The 17,990-nt window shown below is 53.6% G+C and carries 10 protein-coding genes and 6 pseudogenes; 10 read left to right on the top strand and 6 right to left on the bottom strand.

Features of this window, described 5'->3' with window-relative positions; all coding sequences use genetic code 11:
• Window positions 1-73 precede the first annotated feature (73 nt).
• Window positions 74-1,462 carry an FAD/NAD(P)-binding protein gene (locus ACYZTZ_RS06765; protein ID WP_461997607.1) on the bottom strand — a complete coding sequence of 463 codons (1,389 nt, stop codon included), beginning with the start codon at window positions 1,460-1,462 and terminating at the stop codon, window positions 74-76.
• 508 nt (window positions 1,463-1,970) lie between these two features.
• On the opposite strand from ACYZTZ_RS06765, the pseudogene ACYZTZ_RS06760 reads away from it, so the two are divergent.
• From ACYZTZ_RS06760 to ACYZTZ_RS06750, 3 genes and pseudogenes are all read left to right on the top strand, one after another.
• Window positions 1,971-2,453, top strand: a pseudogene (locus ACYZTZ_RS06760) (IS3 family transposase); the annotation flags it as partial.
• 14 nt (window positions 2,454-2,467) lie between these two features.
• On the top strand, window positions 2,468-2,665 hold the full coding sequence (tnpB, locus tag ACYZTZ_RS06755; protein WP_461997606.1) for an IS66 family insertion sequence element accessory protein TnpB: 198 nt from the start codon (window positions 2,468-2,470) through the stop codon (window positions 2,663-2,665).
• Window positions 2,662-3,529 (top strand): annotated as a pseudogene (locus ACYZTZ_RS06750) (IS66 family transposase); the annotation flags it as partial. The gene tnpB and the pseudogene ACYZTZ_RS06750, both read left to right, overlap by 4 nt.
• A gap of 3 nt (window positions 3,530-3,532) precedes the next feature.
• On the opposite strand, the pseudogene ACYZTZ_RS06745 reads toward ACYZTZ_RS06750, so the two are convergent.
• A pseudogene (locus tag ACYZTZ_RS06745) lies at window positions 3,533-3,616 on the bottom strand (IS1096 element passenger TnpR family protein); the annotation flags it as partial.
• A 14-nt stretch (window positions 3,617-3,630) separates the two neighbouring features.
• Here ACYZTZ_RS06745 and ACYZTZ_RS06740 point away from each other — a divergent pair.
• From ACYZTZ_RS06740 to ACYZTZ_RS06730, 3 genes and pseudogenes are all read left to right on the top strand, one after another.
• Window positions 3,631-4,049: pseudogene (locus tag ACYZTZ_RS06740) on the top strand (plasmid pRiA4b ORF-3 family protein); the annotation flags it as partial.
• A gap of 330 nt (window positions 4,050-4,379) precedes the next feature.
• Window positions 4,380-5,378 (top strand): glycosyltransferase family 2 protein, encoded by a 999-nt coding sequence (locus ACYZTZ_RS06735; RefSeq protein ID WP_461997605.1) that lies wholly within the window; start codon window positions 4,380-4,382, stop codon window positions 5,376-5,378.
• A 34-nt stretch (window positions 5,379-5,412) separates the two neighbouring features.
• The gene (locus ACYZTZ_RS06730) at window positions 5,413-6,231 is read left to right on the top strand and encodes an NAD-dependent epimerase/dehydratase family protein (RefSeq protein ID WP_461997604.1); all 819 of its coding nucleotides are present in this window, start codon (window positions 5,413-5,415) and stop codon (window positions 6,229-6,231) included.
• Between the two features lie 71 nt (window positions 6,232-6,302).
• On the opposite strand, the gene ACYZTZ_RS06725 is transcribed toward ACYZTZ_RS06730, so the two are convergent.
• The 4 genes and pseudogenes from ACYZTZ_RS06725 to ACYZTZ_RS06710 form a co-directional block, all read right to left on the bottom strand.
• Window positions 6,303-8,468, bottom strand: coding sequence for a glycosyltransferase (locus ACYZTZ_RS06725; protein ID WP_461997603.1), 2,166 nt, complete (start codon window positions 8,466-8,468; stop codon window positions 6,303-6,305).
• Window positions 8,461-9,147, bottom strand: coding sequence for a 2OG-Fe(II) oxygenase (locus tag ACYZTZ_RS06720; protein WP_461997602.1), 687 nt, complete (start codon window positions 9,145-9,147; stop codon window positions 8,461-8,463). The genes ACYZTZ_RS06725 and ACYZTZ_RS06720 overlap by 8 nt, the downstream gene beginning before the upstream one ends.
• A pseudogene (locus ACYZTZ_RS06715) lies at window positions 9,147-10,496 on the bottom strand (polysaccharide pyruvyl transferase family protein); the annotation flags it as partial. The gene ACYZTZ_RS06720 and the pseudogene ACYZTZ_RS06715, both read right to left, overlap by 1 nt.
• 111 nt (window positions 10,497-10,607) lie before the next feature.
• Window positions 10,608-11,873 (bottom strand): annotated as a pseudogene (locus tag ACYZTZ_RS06710) (ABC transporter ATP-binding protein); the annotation flags it as partial.
• A 601-nt stretch (window positions 11,874-12,474) separates the two neighbouring features.
• On the opposite strand from ACYZTZ_RS06710, the gene ACYZTZ_RS06705 reads away from it, so the two are divergent.
• The 4 genes from ACYZTZ_RS06705 to ACYZTZ_RS06690 all read left to right on the top strand — a co-directional run bounded on the left by ACYZTZ_RS06705 (window position 12,475) and on the right by ACYZTZ_RS06690 (window position 17,963).
• The gene (locus ACYZTZ_RS06705) at window positions 12,475-13,293 is read left to right on the top strand and encodes an ABC transporter permease (RefSeq protein WP_462000648.1); all 819 of its coding nucleotides are present in this window, start codon (window positions 12,475-12,477) and stop codon (window positions 13,291-13,293) included.
• On the top strand, window positions 13,283-14,575 hold the full coding sequence (locus ACYZTZ_RS06700; protein WP_461997601.1) for an ABC transporter ATP-binding protein: 1,293 nt from the start codon (window positions 13,283-13,285) through the stop codon (window positions 14,573-14,575). The genes ACYZTZ_RS06705 and ACYZTZ_RS06700 overlap by 11 nt, the downstream gene beginning before the upstream one ends.
• Window positions 14,566-15,402: a sulfotransferase family protein gene (locus ACYZTZ_RS06695; protein WP_461997600.1), complete on the top strand. Its 837-nt coding sequence runs from the start codon at window positions 14,566-14,568 to the stop codon at window positions 15,400-15,402. Before ACYZTZ_RS06700 ends, ACYZTZ_RS06695 begins: the two co-directional genes overlap by 10 nt.
• 110 nt (window positions 15,403-15,512) lie before the next feature.
• Window positions 15,513-17,963, top strand: a complete 2,451-nt coding sequence (locus ACYZTZ_RS06690; RefSeq protein WP_461997599.1) for a glycosyltransferase — start codon at window positions 15,513-15,515, stop codon at window positions 17,961-17,963.
• Window positions 17,964-17,990 lie beyond the last annotated feature (27 nt).

Below are 17,990 nucleotides of genomic sequence, written 5' to 3'. Positions count from 1 at the left end.
AATCCAGACAACGTATCGGGCTGCTGAGCAGGCTTTTGCAAAGCCGGACGAAGGTTTCAGACATGCCTCTTGATCAGGACTGGCTCGCCAGCCGACGGCCAAGCTGTTGCGCGTGGATGCGAAGTTCGGGGACTGCAATCGCCTCCCAAAACTTTGCCTTGAGCATCGGGCCGATGTAGTGCAGCCCGTGTAAGGAATCACCACCCGCCGTGATGAGCTGGTAATGCTCATCCACCTCAAGTCCAATTTTCTGTTGGTCCTGCTTGATCAAGCCATCACGTAGCAGCTGATTGAGAATAGGCTGATCCACAGCTGCAATGTCGTAGCTGGGGCCGGTTCCATTGATCAGAGCGCCGACCTGGAGACTACTTACGCGTTGATGACCTCTGAGCGCCACCTCGATCTGCAGACCTGAGCAGGTTTGCTCTACCCCCCTCACCTTGCCGGCCAGTTGAACAACCTGCCCCGACTCGATCAGCTGCTTGATACGGCGCTCGGAGGCCGGTGCCAGGCGGTGGCGGTGGATATCCCAGTACGGCACGACCCGATGCAGGAATTTCCCCCGTTCCGAGTCTGAAAGGTTCTTCCAGATCGTAGCTGTGTGAGGGCGAAGCTCATTGAGCATGTCCCGCCAGTTGCCGCCATCCGCTTCACGAACCCTTGCTTCTTCCCGCGCTGCACGGGTATAGGCGCGTATGGTCATGGGGAGGGAAACAAGCCAGGACGGGAATCCGCTGGTGCGTGGCGGCTGGGGATTGAAGCGGTGACCAAAAGGCAAAAGACCACGGCGGGAAATCATGTAGACCTTGCGGCCCGGGTTACAGCTGGTCAGCCTGAACACCGCATCGATAGCGGTATGGCCCATCCCGAGGACAGCCACTGGAGCGTCTCGGTCAAGGGCGTCGATGGCGGCGAAGTCCAAGGCATTTACCACCTGGCTGCTCACTGCGATTGGGATTCCAGCTGGCAGTTTCGGGGCAAAGTGACCTAGTGCCAGCACAACCTTGTCAGCCATCACGTCTTCAGCGTTTTCCAGTTGCAGCCGGTACGGTTTGCAGTCAGTAGAAAGATGTATGGCATTCACTTGCGCATTCACGATTGAAATGACACCGGGGTACTGATCCATGGCGTCCTTTAACTTCTGCTCCAGATACTCGCCATACAGCCGGCGCGAAATGAATGACTTGGCATTGAACGCCGGATCCAGCTCTTCGCAAAACGCGACGAAATCGTTGGGTTCATCAGCAATGGCGCTCATGTTGCCTGCTGGAACGTTGAGCAGAAGATTATCGTCATCGAACCGATAGGCAAGACCACGACAGGTCTGACTGGTTTTCTCGATGAGCAGAATGCGCAGTCCCCCTGCCGGGTTGGCTCTAAGCGTGTTGATTGCCGTGAGGGTTCCACTGAAACCTGCGCCGACGATGGCGATGCAGCGTGCAGGAGAGGCAAAGGCGGTCATAGGTATTGGACATCCGTGTGGGCAAACCAGTCGAGACACCCGCCAGTGTGTAGGCACCGTCAATCATCCTGACGTAGTGCTGCAATGTGGGAGCTTTCGAAAGAAAACATGTCGCAGATTGTGATTTAATACAAAAAATAATCAAGCCCAATGATTTAAATAGTATTTTTCATATTCGCTCACATAAATTGCGTATTGCGACAAGGGAAATTGTCCATGTTAAACCCTGATCTTCTTGGATTGGACGCGCCCGTGGTGTGGGATACGCAGCTCTTCAACCCCACAACCAGTTAATGCGGCTAGAACTGCAACCGAAAACAGTAGCGCAACTTTTTCAACCTGAATAAAGCTAAAAAAAACCCAATTAAAAATCACGCCAATTTATGTCGACGAACCACTTTCACCTTAAAACCAATCCGAAAATTCCAGCCCAGCCAACTCCATATTTTTTCAATATCTGCTCTAAATAAGTCCTTAAGAGTAATCAAGTCAGTATCGTCGATTTCGATTGCGCGTGAAGAAATACCGAGCCTACAAAGAGGAGGCAGGCAAGGCAGCGCCTAATCTTTTAAAGCGTGAGTTTGAAGCTCCGCCCCCCAATCAAAAGTGGGTAACCGACGTTACTGAGTTCAAAGTTGGAGGTCAGAAGCTTTATCTGTCGCCCATTTTGGATTTGTACAACGGTGAAATCATTTCCTATGAGGTTGCCAGGCGACCGCTGTTCGATATGGCCGGGAAGATGCTCAAAGGCGCATTCGAGCGGCTTCAGCCGCATGAAAAACCGGTTTTGCATTCAGACCAAGGCTGGCAGTACCGAATGCCCATTTACCTGCGGGCTCTCAAAAAAAGCTCCGTGACGCCAAGCATGTCGCGCAATGGCAACTGCTATGACAACGCGGCCATGGAGAGTTTCTTCGGCACACTGAAGTCCGAATTCTTTTATCTGAATAAATTTAACGACCTTGATGAGCTTCATGCAGGCATCGACGAATAGCAGTTACTGCGATGATTGCGCCTCCTGCTGGAACCCGTATCTGGATCGCCGCTGGCGTCACGGACATGCGCCGTGGCTTCGACGGCCTGGCAGCATTGGTGCAAACCCAACTTGAAGCTGACCCATTCTCCGGTCAAATCTTCGCCTTTCGTGGACGGCGCGGTGAACGGATCAAATTACTGCGGTGGGACGGCGACGTTCGGGCATGACTCTCGTGACCGAATCTCTGCCTAACGATTTTCAAGCATTGAAGGCCCTGGTCTCTGCCCTGCGGGCAGAGTTTGAGCGGTTGAAAATGATGATCGCCAAGCTGCGTCGCACGCAGTTCGATCGCAGCTCCGAGCAACTGGAAGCGATGATCGACCAGCTCCAGTTGAGTCTTGAGGAGCTGGAAGTCAGCCAGACTGAACTGACGCCGCCAACTGAAGCGCCACTTCGTACAATCTCTCGGCACAAGCCATTACCTGAACACCTGCCACGCGAAATACACGTCCATCAGCCCGAGTCGCAGTGTTCTGGTTGCGGTGGGCAGCTTCGCCATTGACCACTGATCAACGCCCTTGAGCGTCACGTCATGAGCAGCCATAAAGTCCATGCCGACGGCACGCCGATTGGCGGACTCACGCCGGGCAACAGCAAAACCAAAACGGCTCGCTTGTGGACATACGTGCGTGACGACCGACCTGCCGGTTACACGACGCCGGCGGCGGTATGGTTTGCCTACTCGACGGATCGCAAGGGGCAACATCCCCGTGCTCATCTCAAGAGCTTCAGCGGGATCTTGCAGGCTACGCCGGCTTTGCTCAGCTGTGTGCCACAGGCTCCATTCAGGAAGCCGCATGCTGGGCTCACGCCCGCAGCAAGTTTTACGATGTCTATAAAGACCAGGCTTCACGACTTGCCGCCGAGGTGGCGCAACGGATAGCGGCCCTGTATGCCATCGAAAGCGAGATTCGCGGGCAACCACCCGATCAACGAAGAACCGTTCGACAAAGCCGGACAAGCCCACTGCTTGACCAATAAACACGTGGCTCAGCCAGACGCTGACTCAACTGTCGAAAAAATCGGAGTTAGGCGTGCAATTTGCCCAACGTGATGTTCTCGGGTACCGCCACGCGGCGCCAAATGGCAGGTTCGATCCATTTCAATTCAATGTGCAGTAGCCCTCAATCGGGAGGGAGGACATATGCACGAGTTTGAAATAGCCGGTGAAAACTATGGCATCCCCGACCCCGATGGATGGGGCCACCCGTCAACTCGGAAACCCGCAAGACCCTGATCAAAGCGTTGTACGGGAAAAAGAAGTTTAGCTATCTCTACGACTTTGGCGACGGCTGGGATCATCGGATAAAAGTCGAAAAGAAACTGCCCTCAGGGGCATGTACTCAAGTGCCGTACTGCATCGACGGTGCCAATGCTTGCCCGCCGGAAGATATCGGCGGTGCGCCAGGATATGCCGAGTTTCTTGACGCGATGACTGATCCCAGCCACCCAGATCATGACGACATGTTGGAGTGGCATGGAGATAGCTTCGGTCCAACGGTTTTCGAATGGGAGCGCGTCAATCAATGGTTGAAGGATATTAAGGTCTGAGTTTCAAGGCGATGTAATTCGGATGTTTACAAATCATCGCACTTTGCAAATGAATTTTATCTCTATCAAACAAAGACAAAAAATGAGCAATCAGCTGGGAGTACAACCCATTCCTTACGTATTCCTCAACCGCCTGATTAGGTTGTATTTCATCATGGCCAATAGAGTCGCCAACCACTTGACTAAAGGTACGATTTTCGACTAACGATTCAGTAGCCAGTTTTATTTCACAAAAGTGGCGTAATGCCATTGATACGATGGTACCCTTTGCACATCTTACAGATCCAAGACCTGTCGGCCTCCAGTCAGTCACCATTTACCTGAAAGTACTTGCAACCCAATATGCATCCAAGCCTGACCAATGGAGTGATGAAGTTGAAAGCAGTGGAACTGCCCACCATTGATGAACTGGTCAAGTCGCCTCTACATGGCGAGTGTGATGTGATCATCGTCAATTACAACGCAGGTGAACTATTGGTTGCTTGTGTAGGGTCAGCATTTGCCGCCGGTGCTTCCAGGGTCATTGTGGTGGATAACAGCTCCCACGATGATAGTTTGAGGACGCTGGAGCGAACCCATACTACCGACGACTCGCTTCAAATCGTACGCAATGCAACCAACCTCGGCTTCGCCGTGGCGTGCAACCAAGGCGCCCTCCGGTCAGCGGCCCCCAATGTATTGTTTTTGAATCCGGACAGCGTACTCGCCGTAAATGCCATAGACCGTATGCTACTGGCTCTGCACAAGTCGCCAGAGATCGGTATGGTCGGAGGATTTCTGTGCAACCCAGACGGCAGTGAACAAGCCGGCGGGCGCCGAGTGTTTCCGACACCCAGACGCGCTTTCATGCGGGCTTTCGGGCTTTCGCGGCTCGCCGTGTTTTTCCCATCTGCGTTTTCCGACTTTTTACTGCATAAGGAGCCTCTACCTGCCGCCCCCATTGTCGTTGAAGCCATTTCCGGGGCTTGCATGCTGGTCAAGCGCGAAGCTATCGAAAGCGTCGGACTGTGGGATGAACACTATTTTCTCCACTGCGAGGACCTCGATTGGTGCATGCGCTTCCGCCAGGCAGGCTGGAGCGTTCTATTCGTGCCGGATGCTCAGATAACTCATGTATTCGGTGGCTGCAGTCGTAATCGCCCCTATTTCGTCGAGTGGCACAAGCACCATGGGATCCTGCGTTTCTACAGCAAATTTTTCCGCAGCAAATACTCTGTCCTCTTGTGGATCAGCGTGGTTATCGGGGTCTGGTTTCGATTCAGCCTGATGGTCATTCGCCATGCTGTTATCCAGCTTTTAAATGTATTGAACCTACAGAAAGAGACCTGAGTTGCGGATAGGAATATTAGGTGGTTCCAGCCTCTTGGGTGAACGCGCACTGCCATTGCTGGCACAAGCTGGCATTCAGGTAACCGCCTTTACTCGGGGGCGACCCAAAGCTTCCTGCCCCGGCGCTACCTGGAAAAATGCTGACCACTGGCACGGACTGGCACTGGACACCTTCCTGTCATTTGCCCCCATCTGGGTTTTACCGGACTACCTTGAGCGCCTCGCCAGCACAAACGTCAAGCGCGTTATCGTCTTGTCCTCCACGAGCCGCTTTGCCAAAGAAGCATCGCCTGACGCCCGAGAAAGGGTCTTGGCGCAGCGCTTGATAAGTGCAGAAGAGCATCTCGAGAAATGGGCGATCGAACGACAAATCGAATGGGTGATCCTGCGACCGACAATGATCTACGGACATGGGCGCGACAAAAACATTACTGAAGTAGCACGCTTCATTCAACGTTTCGGATTCTTCCCGCTGATCGGTGGCAGTACCGGATTGCGCCAGCCGGTACATAGTGATGACGTCGTTCAGGCGTGTCTGTCAGCCATTGGAATTCCTGACCTGCAAAGTGGCGGTTACAACCTTTCAGGGGGAGAAACCTTGCCTTATCACGCAATGGTGAGACGAATATTCCAGGCTCAGGGACGTCCAGAGCGAACACTGGCCCTCTCCGCGAAGACATTGAGCATGGTTGTTTCGATCATGCGGTGCCTGCCACGCTACCGGCATCTTTCAAGCGCGCTGGTGGAGCGCATGAACCAGAATTTGGTATTTGACCATACGGACGCCAGTGATCGGCTTGGCTTTTCTCCCAGACCGTTTCATTTGACACCCGAAGACTTGCCAGGACATTGAAATCACATTTAGCAACGGGCCTTCCGGTCTCTGCCTGACTCAGCCCCTGGAACATCTGATCAAGGTGTGGCTTACCCCCTCCCAGTCTTTTCCGGAACAAGCTCGTCGCGATGAACGTGGGCTTGCCAGGCTCCCCATTTGCTTTCGAAGTACGCCTGGTTTTTGTCCCAGAGTGCCTGATATTCGCCACTGGCGATCAGCTTCCTGAACGATGCCTGCCCGTAATGATGGATAAACGCATCTTCGGCACAGACCGTTCGGTAGCCACTAGCCTGCACGCGACGACTGTAGTCATCATCCTCGAACATACCGATACCGAATGCCTCATCCAGAAAACCGACCTCATCCAGGACATCCCTGCGAAAGGCAACACAAAACATGGCAAGCATCGAAATATCGAACAGCCGTCCCTTGTGAGCTTCGGTGTAACCATCTGCAAAGTCTTGCATCTGTTGAATATCGGTGTAGGAAACTTTGATTTTCGCTTCGTTTCCTACAGCGTTTGTGACCGGTCCGACCAAGCCAATACTTGAGTCTCTTAAATGATGGACTAACGGGTCCAACCATCCTTTAGGAACCACAGTGTCATTATTGAGCAGCAGCAGAATGTCGCCATTGGCTTCTCGCAAGCCTTGATTGTTGGCGGCAGCAAAACCCCGGTTTTCCGGGTTCAGGATGATCTTAACCGACGGCACTTCTTGACGCAGGCGCTCAAGATAGTCACACGTGCCATCGTCAGAGCCATTGTCGACAACAATGAGCTGGTAGTTGGGCCAGGTCGTATTACGCAGAATACTGTTTACACATTGAACCGTCAGATTGAAATTGTTGTACGTAATGACCACGATGGAGACTTTTTCGTACAGCTCGACGATGGCAAGTTGCATGCTATTGAATCGATCCTTCCAGTCATTGGCACGGGCGAGCTCAACTCGCCTTTTGTACATGGCAAGATCGCACTCAGCCAAAGCGCACTCTATCTGTTCGATGAACTCATCGACCCCGGTTGCGAAGTACAGCAGGTCTTTATAGACGCTAATTTCTTTGAGCGGAGTGGATACCACCGGCTTGCCCGCACTGATGTACTCATAAAACTTAACTGGATCGACCGCGTGCGTCACGTTGTAGAGCCGGAAGGGGATCAGGCAGGCATCGAAATGGTCCAGATAAAGTGGCATTTGCGAGTAAGGCTTCCTGCCCAGCAACTGCACATTGGGCTTCTGCTCAAGGCCCGCCAGATCTTCGACGAAAATATCCCCCACCAGAATGAAATTCCACTCTGGTCGCCTGTCCGCCAACGCCGCCAACAATGGATAATCCAGCCATTGCGCCAAGGCACCATAGTAGCCAATCACAGGCCCGGTAAGTCCACTCAGCACTTCATTGGCAAAACAGTGTTGCTGGAAAAAAGCGAAATCTACTGCGTTTCTGACCAGCAAGCATCGCGCGTTACAGGCGCACCACTTCTGATAAAGCGAGGCGGCAGAAACGGTCACCAGATCAGCCTGGGCAACCAGGATCTTCTCCTCACTCAGTAGCTGTTCGCCGATGTTCGGAAAGCCGTCCCAGTCATCCATACAGTCATAGTGGATTCGCCAGCCATGCGCGGATCGCAGCCTGAGTGCCAACGGGCTCCAGTAAGCAATGTGAATCATCAAGAGAGCGTTTTTTATCTGCATGTCGGCTACTAGCGCAGCAACGGCTCGCAGGTAAATCCGGTTATTCTCAGGCGTCACTATTTTTTCGTAATACTCCTCTTGGACATCGCGCTGCAGTGCCACCTCAAAAATATTCGGTGCTACGGACGTCAACCTATAGAGCTGTCCTTGTTCAGGCACACTGGATGGGACGACATAAAACACCCGATAACCATTGTGCGCAAACTGACTCATCAACTGCTGTGGTCGCTGGAATCGTGCGGCCCAATCAATATTGGCGAAGCAGAGAATATCCAGGCGCCCTGCTGTTACGAAATCCGGATCCACCTCAGGCATCAGTAACGGCTCTGGTGCTGCGGGGTACACGATTGCGCCCACCGTCTCGGGCAGATCTTGCCTAGTTGTAAAACCATAACGCATCAGCCGGACAAGAGAGCGCAGTGGTCGGGTGATGCGCCACGAGCGAGTATTTTGCAGAAAGTCGATCTTTGCCAGCGCGGTATCGCGCTCATTGATGGCTGAATCTCGCTGGGCCAAGGCCGCGTCGCGGTCGATCAAGATGCTATCGAGCTCAGCCACGTGGGTACCCATGCAAAAGAGTAGTGTCGCCCTGCGGCCACATGGAGCTGACGGAGCCAGGGCGATAGAACGTTGCAGTCAAGCTGCGGCGTGAGGAACTGCAGCCGCCCACCACCTGCGAGACGGCATGCCAGGAGTTATCCGAGCGCACCAGGATCGCCGAGTTGCCAACCAGGGGTTCAATCTCGGCAGCGACAGAGGCGGGATCATTGCTGTGTAAAATATTCAGGCAACCGCCGTCGTTGCGGTTCCATGACTCATTGAAATACAGGATATGGGTGACCAATTTGTCTGGCAGATCCGGATGGGCTCCCAGACTGGCGCCAGGTCCGTAATGAAACACGTTGACCTCCATCGGCACATTGCGCAGATCGATCCCCGTCAGTCGCGACATGGCATCCCGATAGTCAGCTGAACCAAGATCTTGCGCCAGACTCAGCCACGCTTCGCTCAGCTCTTCGGGAAAAGCAATGGTATTAGTCCCCATGCCCACCAAGGCACGAGCCTCATAGTCATAATTTTTTTCGCCCCCGTAACCACTCACCGTCTTGAAGTGATCATGGGGAAAAGACTGTGCCAGCGCTGCGGCATCCTTGACTGAATACAGACTACCGATTTCAGCCCATGAGAAAGGGTGAGCCTTTAGAGCGGCGGGCTTGAGACGAGAGAGATCTAACATTATTTTTTCTTATTCGCTGCCAGGTTTCTGATGCCACGCGCGATGGAGCGCAGTGGTGCGGTCATTCGGAATGAGCTGGAATTTTGCAATTCAAGAACCCTAGCATCACTTAGTGCTAGCTGCTGACTGAGCTGAAAAATCCGTTGCTGCTGAGCCAGCTCTTGTATTGGCAGGTTTTGCGCTGGATTGATGATCTCAGGTACGACGGGGTGTACCGGACATTCAGCTTGCAATGCATCACTGCCCTCGACTGCGGCTTCGAGCAGATTCGGCAGATTTTGCAAAAATGCGCCCAACACTGGCTGGGACGAGGTTTTGCCCTGGCGAATGATCGCAGCGACCCGATCCCAGTGCTCAACCAACTTATCCGCCGCTGCGCGAGCCGCGGGCGATGGACTGGTTTTCCCCACACGCGAAATAAACCATTGAGGGTCGACGGTCACCACGTCCGGCAACGCATGGAGTGAGTCGAATTCAGCCAGCGCCGTGTATTTGCCCGTTGTCAGATCCGCCGAGCAAAACACCGGGACGCCAAACGCCAGTGCGGTTATCGCCAGATGGTAGCTATGTCCGATCACGGCTTGCGCCTGACTGAGAATTTCAGCCATCAGCAAAGGCTGCGGCCAAAACGACAAGGTGATGGCATGGGGCAGGCGCTTGGCAATGATCGATGGATCGTCACCCAGAACGGGGCCAATCGGAATAACCAGAAACCGATAGTGCTGGAACGCCTCCGGGTAGTCTTCGAACAGCTGTACAAAGGATTCCACCACGTGAATGGCGTGAATCACGATATATGGCCCGGTCAGCCCTGTTTGCTCACGCAGGCGAGTGAATTCACGGGAGGGTTGCTGCTCATCGATCAAGCGGGGCAAGCCAAACGCAGTATCAGGCAATACTTCGATCTCGGCCTGGTGAGCGAGCGCGCCAAGGGCATCACGTGACAAAGCGTCGCGTACTCGCACGTACTGGCTTTGTTCAAGGGCCATCGTCAATAGCGGCCTGGCCCAGGTGGGAATACTGTTGCAATGCATCCCGGGGGAATTCCACATTACCGGGACCGCATGCTGTAAGGCGATTAGCGCAGGTGTAAGCCAATAGCCCGTAGGGTGATGGATGTCGTGGGTTGTCGGGCCATAGCCATGAGCAACGACTTTATCGAAGCGGATGAGAAAACCACCGCCGATCAGAACGCCATCCAGGTTACCGGCAATACTTGGCAGTTCCGTCAGTGACGTCACCGTATACGGCCATTCAGGTTGGGTTTTCGCATTGTAGGAAAAACGATGCAGGTTAACTGAGCCCAAACGCTGAGTCAGCTCCGCTTCGGCAATGATCGGAAACAACAGATCGCCGTAGTTTTCTACGTCAAAGGTACCGAATATAGCAACCTGCCACACGGGCTCGTTTATGTGCTCTGCCAAAACCTCACTCACCTTGAGTCCGCCCTCGGGTATTCGATCAACCTTGAGTAGCTTTTCACTCGGCCGAGGGCTGACACTCTGCAGGCCCAGATTAACCATGCCCAGAAAGTCTCTTTGGTTCGGCAACATATCGAACGCCAACGGCGCTACCTGCTTCTCGATCAATTGCGAGGTGTCTTCAGTCACTCCGTGCAGGAGCTTTAGGGTGACGTGGTAGCGACCCGCCGCGAGGTTGGCCGGGAAGCGCACGGTGATCGCTGTACGCCGCCAGCCATTTTCGACGGGGCCAGCCTGCAGCGCAAAATTCGCCCCACCAATCACCAGCAGCCTTGCCTCCTGGATGGTGAAACTGATGTTGGGTTGACTGATCGACTGATGAAGCAACGCCTCAACACGAATCTCAATGTCGTCGCCATACATGTAACTTGATGAAAGCTCCTGAGTGTTGGTGAAACAGGCAGAGCTGATGTGTCCCTCTTCGGTACCGAAAGCAATGCCGTCCTGGCCACCCATGAATGATTTGCGCGTAACCGGTATGACACCGCCACTTGCCCATCGGCGTTGCTCGTCGCGCATATCGAGCAAGTACAACTCCGCCATTTCATCGGGCGCGCCGCTGGCTACTACCCGGCCTTCGCGCAAATAAATGACCCGATGGCAAAAACGTTTAACCATGCTCATGTCATGAGAGACGAACAACAGCGTCGTGCCTTTCGTGGTCAGCTCTTCCAGTCGATTCAGGCATTTGAACTGGAAGGATGCATCGCCGACAGAGAGGGCCTCATCGACGATCAGGATATCGGGCTCTACACAGACCGAAACAGCGAAGGCCAACCGTACCAGCATTCCACTGGAGTAGATTTTAATGGGCTGATCGATAAAGTCGCCGATATTGGCGAAGGCGATGATTTCATCAAAGCGAGCGTCGATTTCCGAGCGTTTCAAGCCCAGCACCGCCGCATTCATATAGACGTTTTCCCTGCCGGTGAACTCTGGATTGAAACCAGCCCCCAACTCCAGCAACGCAGCAATCCGGCCATGCCCCCGGACACTGCCACGGGTTGGCATCAACGTCCCGCAAATCAGTTGCAACAACGTAGATTTGCCACTGCCATTACGACCGATGATACCGACTGTCTCACCCTTTCCGACCGTCAGGGAAACATCGTCCAGGGCCCAGAACTCGCGATAAAAACGCTTCCTGCCACGCACCAACATCTGCAGCAGGCGGTCCTTGGGCGCATCATAAATTTGATAGCACTTGCTCAGGTTTTCGGCGCTGATGGCCATTTCAAACGACATCGGCTAAACCCTTCTGTGCGTCACTACCGTTATTTCGACGGACCCTGAAAATAGTACTGAGCAGGGCGCTGCGAACTAGTTGAGCACAGACGCGATGAAAACACGATCTTCGCCCAGCCTCCTCTTGAGTTTGCCACTTACACCTAAAGAACGATCCCAAAATGATCCGGCACAATGAACTAGCGCGCCTATCGCTGGCGTCAGTTAACTGACTAATACTCGGACGCACCTGATCGCCCAATCCTCAAAAAAAGGCTCTGCAGAAAAACGAGTTTTGATTGTAGGAAAACTTCAGTACGCGTAATGTATCGCCCCCTCTACTAACGGAATCAGTAGTAGTATCGAAAAAGGAAGTCGACAGCATCGGCAGGCCTGGACCAGCCTGATAGCACAGCAAGTCAGCATGCAGTGCTACAAACGAACAGGTACACGGAGGTTGATTCGTTTTGAGTGGCTCGACAGTTAAGATTGAATAATATTAGCTCATCGCTTCACGTCGAATGCGCCACTACACCGAATAGATTTACATCTGGCCTACCACTCCATGAGGACGTCGCTCAGGGAGCATGTGATCGACATCGCCTTAAGGATCAAGCAACCGATGCAGCCGTTCAGCACTTCCCCCGCAGCCATGATCAAGAGTGTTCTGATCAATCGAAACTTGATCCATGTCTTGATCCGCAGAGAAGTGATCGGTCGCTATAAAGGCTCGATGCTCGGCATTTTCTGGTCGTTCTTCACGCCCGCGTTCATGCTGGTGGTCTACACGTTTGTATTCAGTGTTGTATTCAAGGCCCGCTGGGCTGGTGGCGGTGACTCCAAGAGCGAATTCGCCCTGGTACTGTTCGCTGGCCTGCTGGTATTCAACCTGTTTTCCGAATGCGTGAATCGTGCGCCGGGATTGGTATTGGCGAATACCAATTACGTCAAGAAAATTGTGTTCCCACTTGAAATACTGCCCCTCGTGTCGCTCGGTGCAGCCCTGTTCCACACGACTGTCAGCCTCCTGGCCTGGCTGGTTTTCTATGTCGTACTGTTCGGAATCCCACCGGCAACCATTCTTCTACTACCGCTGGTGCTTTTTCCCTTGGTATTGCTAACGCTGGGTATCTCCTGGTTTCTCGCCTCAATCAGCGTTTACCTGCGTGACATTGGCCAACTCATCGGCATTCTCACCACGGCGATGCTATTTCTTTCACCGATTTTCTATCCGCTTTCGACGCTTCCGGAAAGCTATCAAACCGTCTTGCAGGCAAACCCTCTAACCCTTCCAGTAGAAATGGCTCGCGATGTACTTTTCTGGGGCAAGACGCCGCAATGGGGCAGCCTGGCCGCTTATTCGGCAGTGTCTGTATTGATTGCCTGGTCAGGCTTTACCTGGTTCCAGAAAACACGCAAAGGCTTTGCCGATGTCATCTGAAATTGTTATCCGTGTTGAACAGCTCAGCAAACGCTATCACGTCTATGAAAAACCCGTTCACCGCCTGCTGCAGATGTTTTCAAGGCAGCGCAAGCAGTACTTCAAGGTTTTCCCTGTACTGAACGACGTGAGCTTCGAGATAAAAAAAGGCGAAACGGTGGGCATCATCGGCCGCAATGGCAGCGGCAAGTCAACGTTGCTGCAGATGATCTGCGGCACGCTGAACCCAAGCAGCGGCCAGGTCACCACCCACGGTCGTATCGCTGCATTGCTGGAGCTTGGATCTGGATTCAATCCTGAGTTCACGGGGCGTGAGAACATCTATCTCAACGGTGCGATGCTGGGCCTCAGCACTGCAGAGATCAACGAGCGCTATGCCGCCATCGAAGCCTTCGCTGAAATTGGCGAATACATTGAACAACCGGTCAAGAGCTATTCCAGCGGAATGTACGTCCGCCTGGCGTTTGCAATTCAAGCCAACATCGACCCTGAAATCCTGATTGTCGACGAAGCGCTCGCGGTCGGTGATGCCCATTTCGTCCATCGCTGCATGGACCGCCTGCATCAACTCCAGGAACGAGGAACTTCCATCCTGCTCGTGACCCACGACAGCATGCTGGTCAAACGCTTTTGTGATCGCGCGATATGGCTGCATCAAGGCAAAGTGCAAAGCATCGGCGCAGCCAACGGCGTGGTTGATGACTACCTGGCGTGGCTCTTTCAAATGCCCGTCGCCAGTGAAACAAAGGGCCTTGAGCCAGCGCCCCGCTTGCAGGCGGGCAACGACGAAGAACATATTGCAAACATCGACAGGCGCCTGGGCGATCAGCGCTGCCAGATAATTGGTGCACGTCTGTACGATAAAGACAGAAACCCGACCGACGAGGTACAAGGTGGTTCTGATGTCATCCTCAGATTCACCGCGACAAACGTCAGCTTGCCCCATGAACATTCACTGGTATTCGGCTACATCGTCAGGAACTTCAGAGGCGAGGAAATCGCGGCGACCAACACGCGGCTCGAAGGCATGGCCGCGGAACGATTCACGACCCTCGGCGAGCGCATTACGGTCGAAGCGCGAATCCACATACCTCTGCTACATCCAGGGCACTACTCGATCAGCGTCGGCACCTCCTATGAACAGGACGGCGAGCTGCAACTGATAGTAGCCGACCGAATTATCAACGCGATCGTCTTCAGCGTAAGTTGCCACAAGAAAATCAGCACCATGACCTGTTTCGATACCGAGTTCAGCCTTCAGCGAGCGCCGCAATGTTCATAATCTTTGGTAGCCCACGTTCGGGTACGACGTTCCTCAGAGAATCGCTGAACCAGAACCCGGCAATCGTCATTCCTCACGAAACCGACTTCATCGTTCCTCTCGCGTTTTTGATCGACCGCATACGCGATGAACAAGTTGGTCGCAGACTCGCTGCTGAAATGATTGTTTCGACCAAAGACTTTACCGCCAGTATTGGCTGCTACCTTGCCCCGAGTGAAGTCGAAAATTGCGTCTATAGCGCTGATTACAACGTGCCTGCCATACTCGAAAGCCTGTACGCACTGGTCGCCGAGAAAACAGGAGCCTCCATTGCCGGGGATAAATCCCCCAATGATTTGGGCTCATTCGGAATCCTGCGCAATACCCAGGTATTCAACTCGAACATCAAGGTGATCCATATCGTGCGGGATGTACGTGACGTCGTACTGTCCCTGCAAAGTACCGCTTGGGCACCTCAAAACATTGAGAAGACATTCCCGGGCATCTGGAACAACACCAACCTCAACCTCCGACGGTTCGCCACTCAAAAACCGGAGAATTACTTTTTCGTCCGTTATGAGGACCTCGTGGCGGGCCCTGAGTCCATACTCCAGCCCTTGTGCAATTTCCTTGACGTGGCGTTCGATGATCGAATGCTGGATTGGCAGAGCCTCGGCAAGGATTTGCGGCATTTGCCCCATCACAAAAATCTCGGCCAACCACCACTGAACAACCGTTGCTACGCCTGGAAAAATCTCGGCGACGCGGCCAGCTTCCCGTGGGTTGCAAGAGCCAGTGAGGCACTGCTGGAGTTCGACTATGAGCTTGCGTCGAATGGTCAGCAGTAACCGAGCGAGACAACACCTCGCGGCTCAAAATTTGTTTTAAAACGTGCGACTCGCGAACGGTAGATGCCGCGCCTGAGTTGACCGCATTTACCATAGGACCAGAAAATCGCATGGAACAGATCAATCGTCTTGTTGATTGCATCGACCAACTGACTCGTTCAGCAGAATCCAGATCCGTCGAAGCCTTGCAGCTCGTCAAGGAAATCGAGAATCGAGATAGGCTTATCGATCAACTACGCCTTGATTCAAAAGAACTTCGGACTCGCGTATCGCTTCAGGAACGCGAGATCGAACTGCTGCACGAGCAGTTGCAGGCGACTGAACAGTATCTGAAAGATGCCGGTGTGTTACTCCAGGCAAAAGAACGCGAGGCTGTCGCCATTTCCGATTGGGCGGTGGATTTGCGCACTCGACTGGCTGCAAAGCAAGCAGAGCTGCTTAAGCTCTCTGACTGGAGCAGCGCCATCGAGCGCGCACCGCTGCATTATTCGATACGCAAACTACTGTTTAAATTATCGCGCAGCATCTACGCGCACCTGCCGCTCACCGCAAACCAAAAAAGCAGACTGGCGCGTCGTGTTCGCAGTTGGCTAAAACCACGCAAGGCAACGTCGGGCAAATCACTGACATCGTCGGGCGTTACATCGTTGCCGCTCCCGCCACCTCAAGCAAACATTGAAGTACAGTCCTCCACTGCGCATCCCACGGTCCTGATGTTCGGAGTCATTGACTGGCACTTCCGCATTCAGCGCCCGCAAAACCTGGCCAAAGAGTTGGCCAGAGCGGGACAGACGACATTTTATATCTCGAATCATTTTATCGACGACGAAGCCCCCGGCTTCGAAGTAGAACCACTGGATGAGTCCAGCGGACTATTCCAGATCCGCCTTAAGGTCCTCGGCGCACCGGCTATTTATCATGCTCCGCCCTCAACTGCCGCGATCAGCCAGCTGTGCCAGAGTATCGCCATGCTCCTGCAATGGGCGAAAGTCGATACTGTGGATTGCATCGTCCAGCATGCCTACTGGTTCCCGCTGGCAAGACGTATCCCAAATTCCACGTTGATCTATGACTGCATGGATCATCATGAAGGCTTTGGCAACGTTGCGCAGGAATTGCTCGACCTTGAAATCGCCTTGATGCGCAGAGCGGATCTGCTGGTAGCGACGTCCGACTGGATTGAACAGCACGCCAAGCGAGAAAACCGCAACGTAGAAGTGATCCGCAATGCCGCTGAGTACAACTTCTTCAGCCAACGTCCCGACAACGTCTACCGGGATCCTGAAAATAGAAAAATCATCGGTTATTACGGCGCCATTGCCGAATGGTTCGATCTGGACCTGGTCAAGCAAGTCGCCCAATCCTTCCCGCAGCACCTGATACTGCTGATTGGCAATGATACGGTGCAGGCGAAAAGACACCTCAAGGCCTGTCCGAATGTGGTCATGGAAGGCGAAGTTCCGTATGCCTCACTACCGCACTATCTCCATGCCATAGACGTTTGCCTGCTTCCGTTCAAAGTCATTCCGTTGACCCTGGCCACCAATCCGGTAAAGGTCTATGAATACTTGAGCGCGGGGAAACCCGTGGTGTCGGTGAAACTACCGGAGCTGAGCCAGTTCGGGGAACTGGTCTGGACGGCTAAAAACCCGACTGACTTCATCTCGGCAATACACAATATTCTGGAAACATTGCCAGAGGCCGACTCCACGCTGCAAGCGCGTCAATCGTTTGCACAGGGTCAGACCTGGCAGCATCGGGCCGCAAGCTTGCGTCAGGCCATCGACACCTTGCCCCTGCCTAAAGTCAGCGTCGTGGTGTTGACCTATAACAATCTGGAGCTCACCAAGGCCTGCCTCGACAGCCTGTTGACCCAGAGTCACTACGCGAACCTTGAGATTATCGTCGTCGATAACAACTCCAGCGACCACACCCCTGCATTCCTCACCGGCTGGGCAGATGGACATCCAGACCGGATCGTCATCCTCAACCCTGACAACAAGGGATTCGCAGCGGGCAATAACGTGGGTCTCGCAGCGGCCAGCGGCGATTATATGGTTGTCCTGAACAATGACACAGTGGTCACCGCCGGCTGGATCAAAGGCTTGATCCGTCACCTGCAGGACAACAAAGACATCGGGATCATCGGCCCGATCACTAACAACATCGGCAATGAAGCAAAAGTCAGCACCCGTTATTGCCGGATAGAAGACATGCACACCGAGTCTTCAGAAATGACCCGCGTCCGTATGGGCCAGTGGTTCGAAATCAATACCCTGGCCTTTTTCTGCGTAATGTTCCCGCGCTCGACCTATGAGCAAATAGGTGGCCTGTGCGAAGAGTATGGTCTGGGGTTCTTCGAAGATGACGATTACTGTCGCCGCGTGCAGCACAGCGGCATGCGTGCTGCCTGTGCCGAAGATGTCTTCGTTCACCACCACTTGTCCGCCTCGTTCAACAAATTAGGCGCAGAGAAAAAACAGGCACTTTTCGAAAAAAACAAAGCGATTTACGAGCGCAAGTGGGGACCTTGGGTCCCGCACACGTATCGAGACGTATAAGCAGCCCGTTATGCGCCCCTTTGCACG

Source organism: Pseudomonas sp. LB3P58 (genome assembly GCF_054897895.1).
Note: the sequence above shows the minus strand (reverse complement) of the source record. Positions and strands in the feature narration are given on the sequence as shown.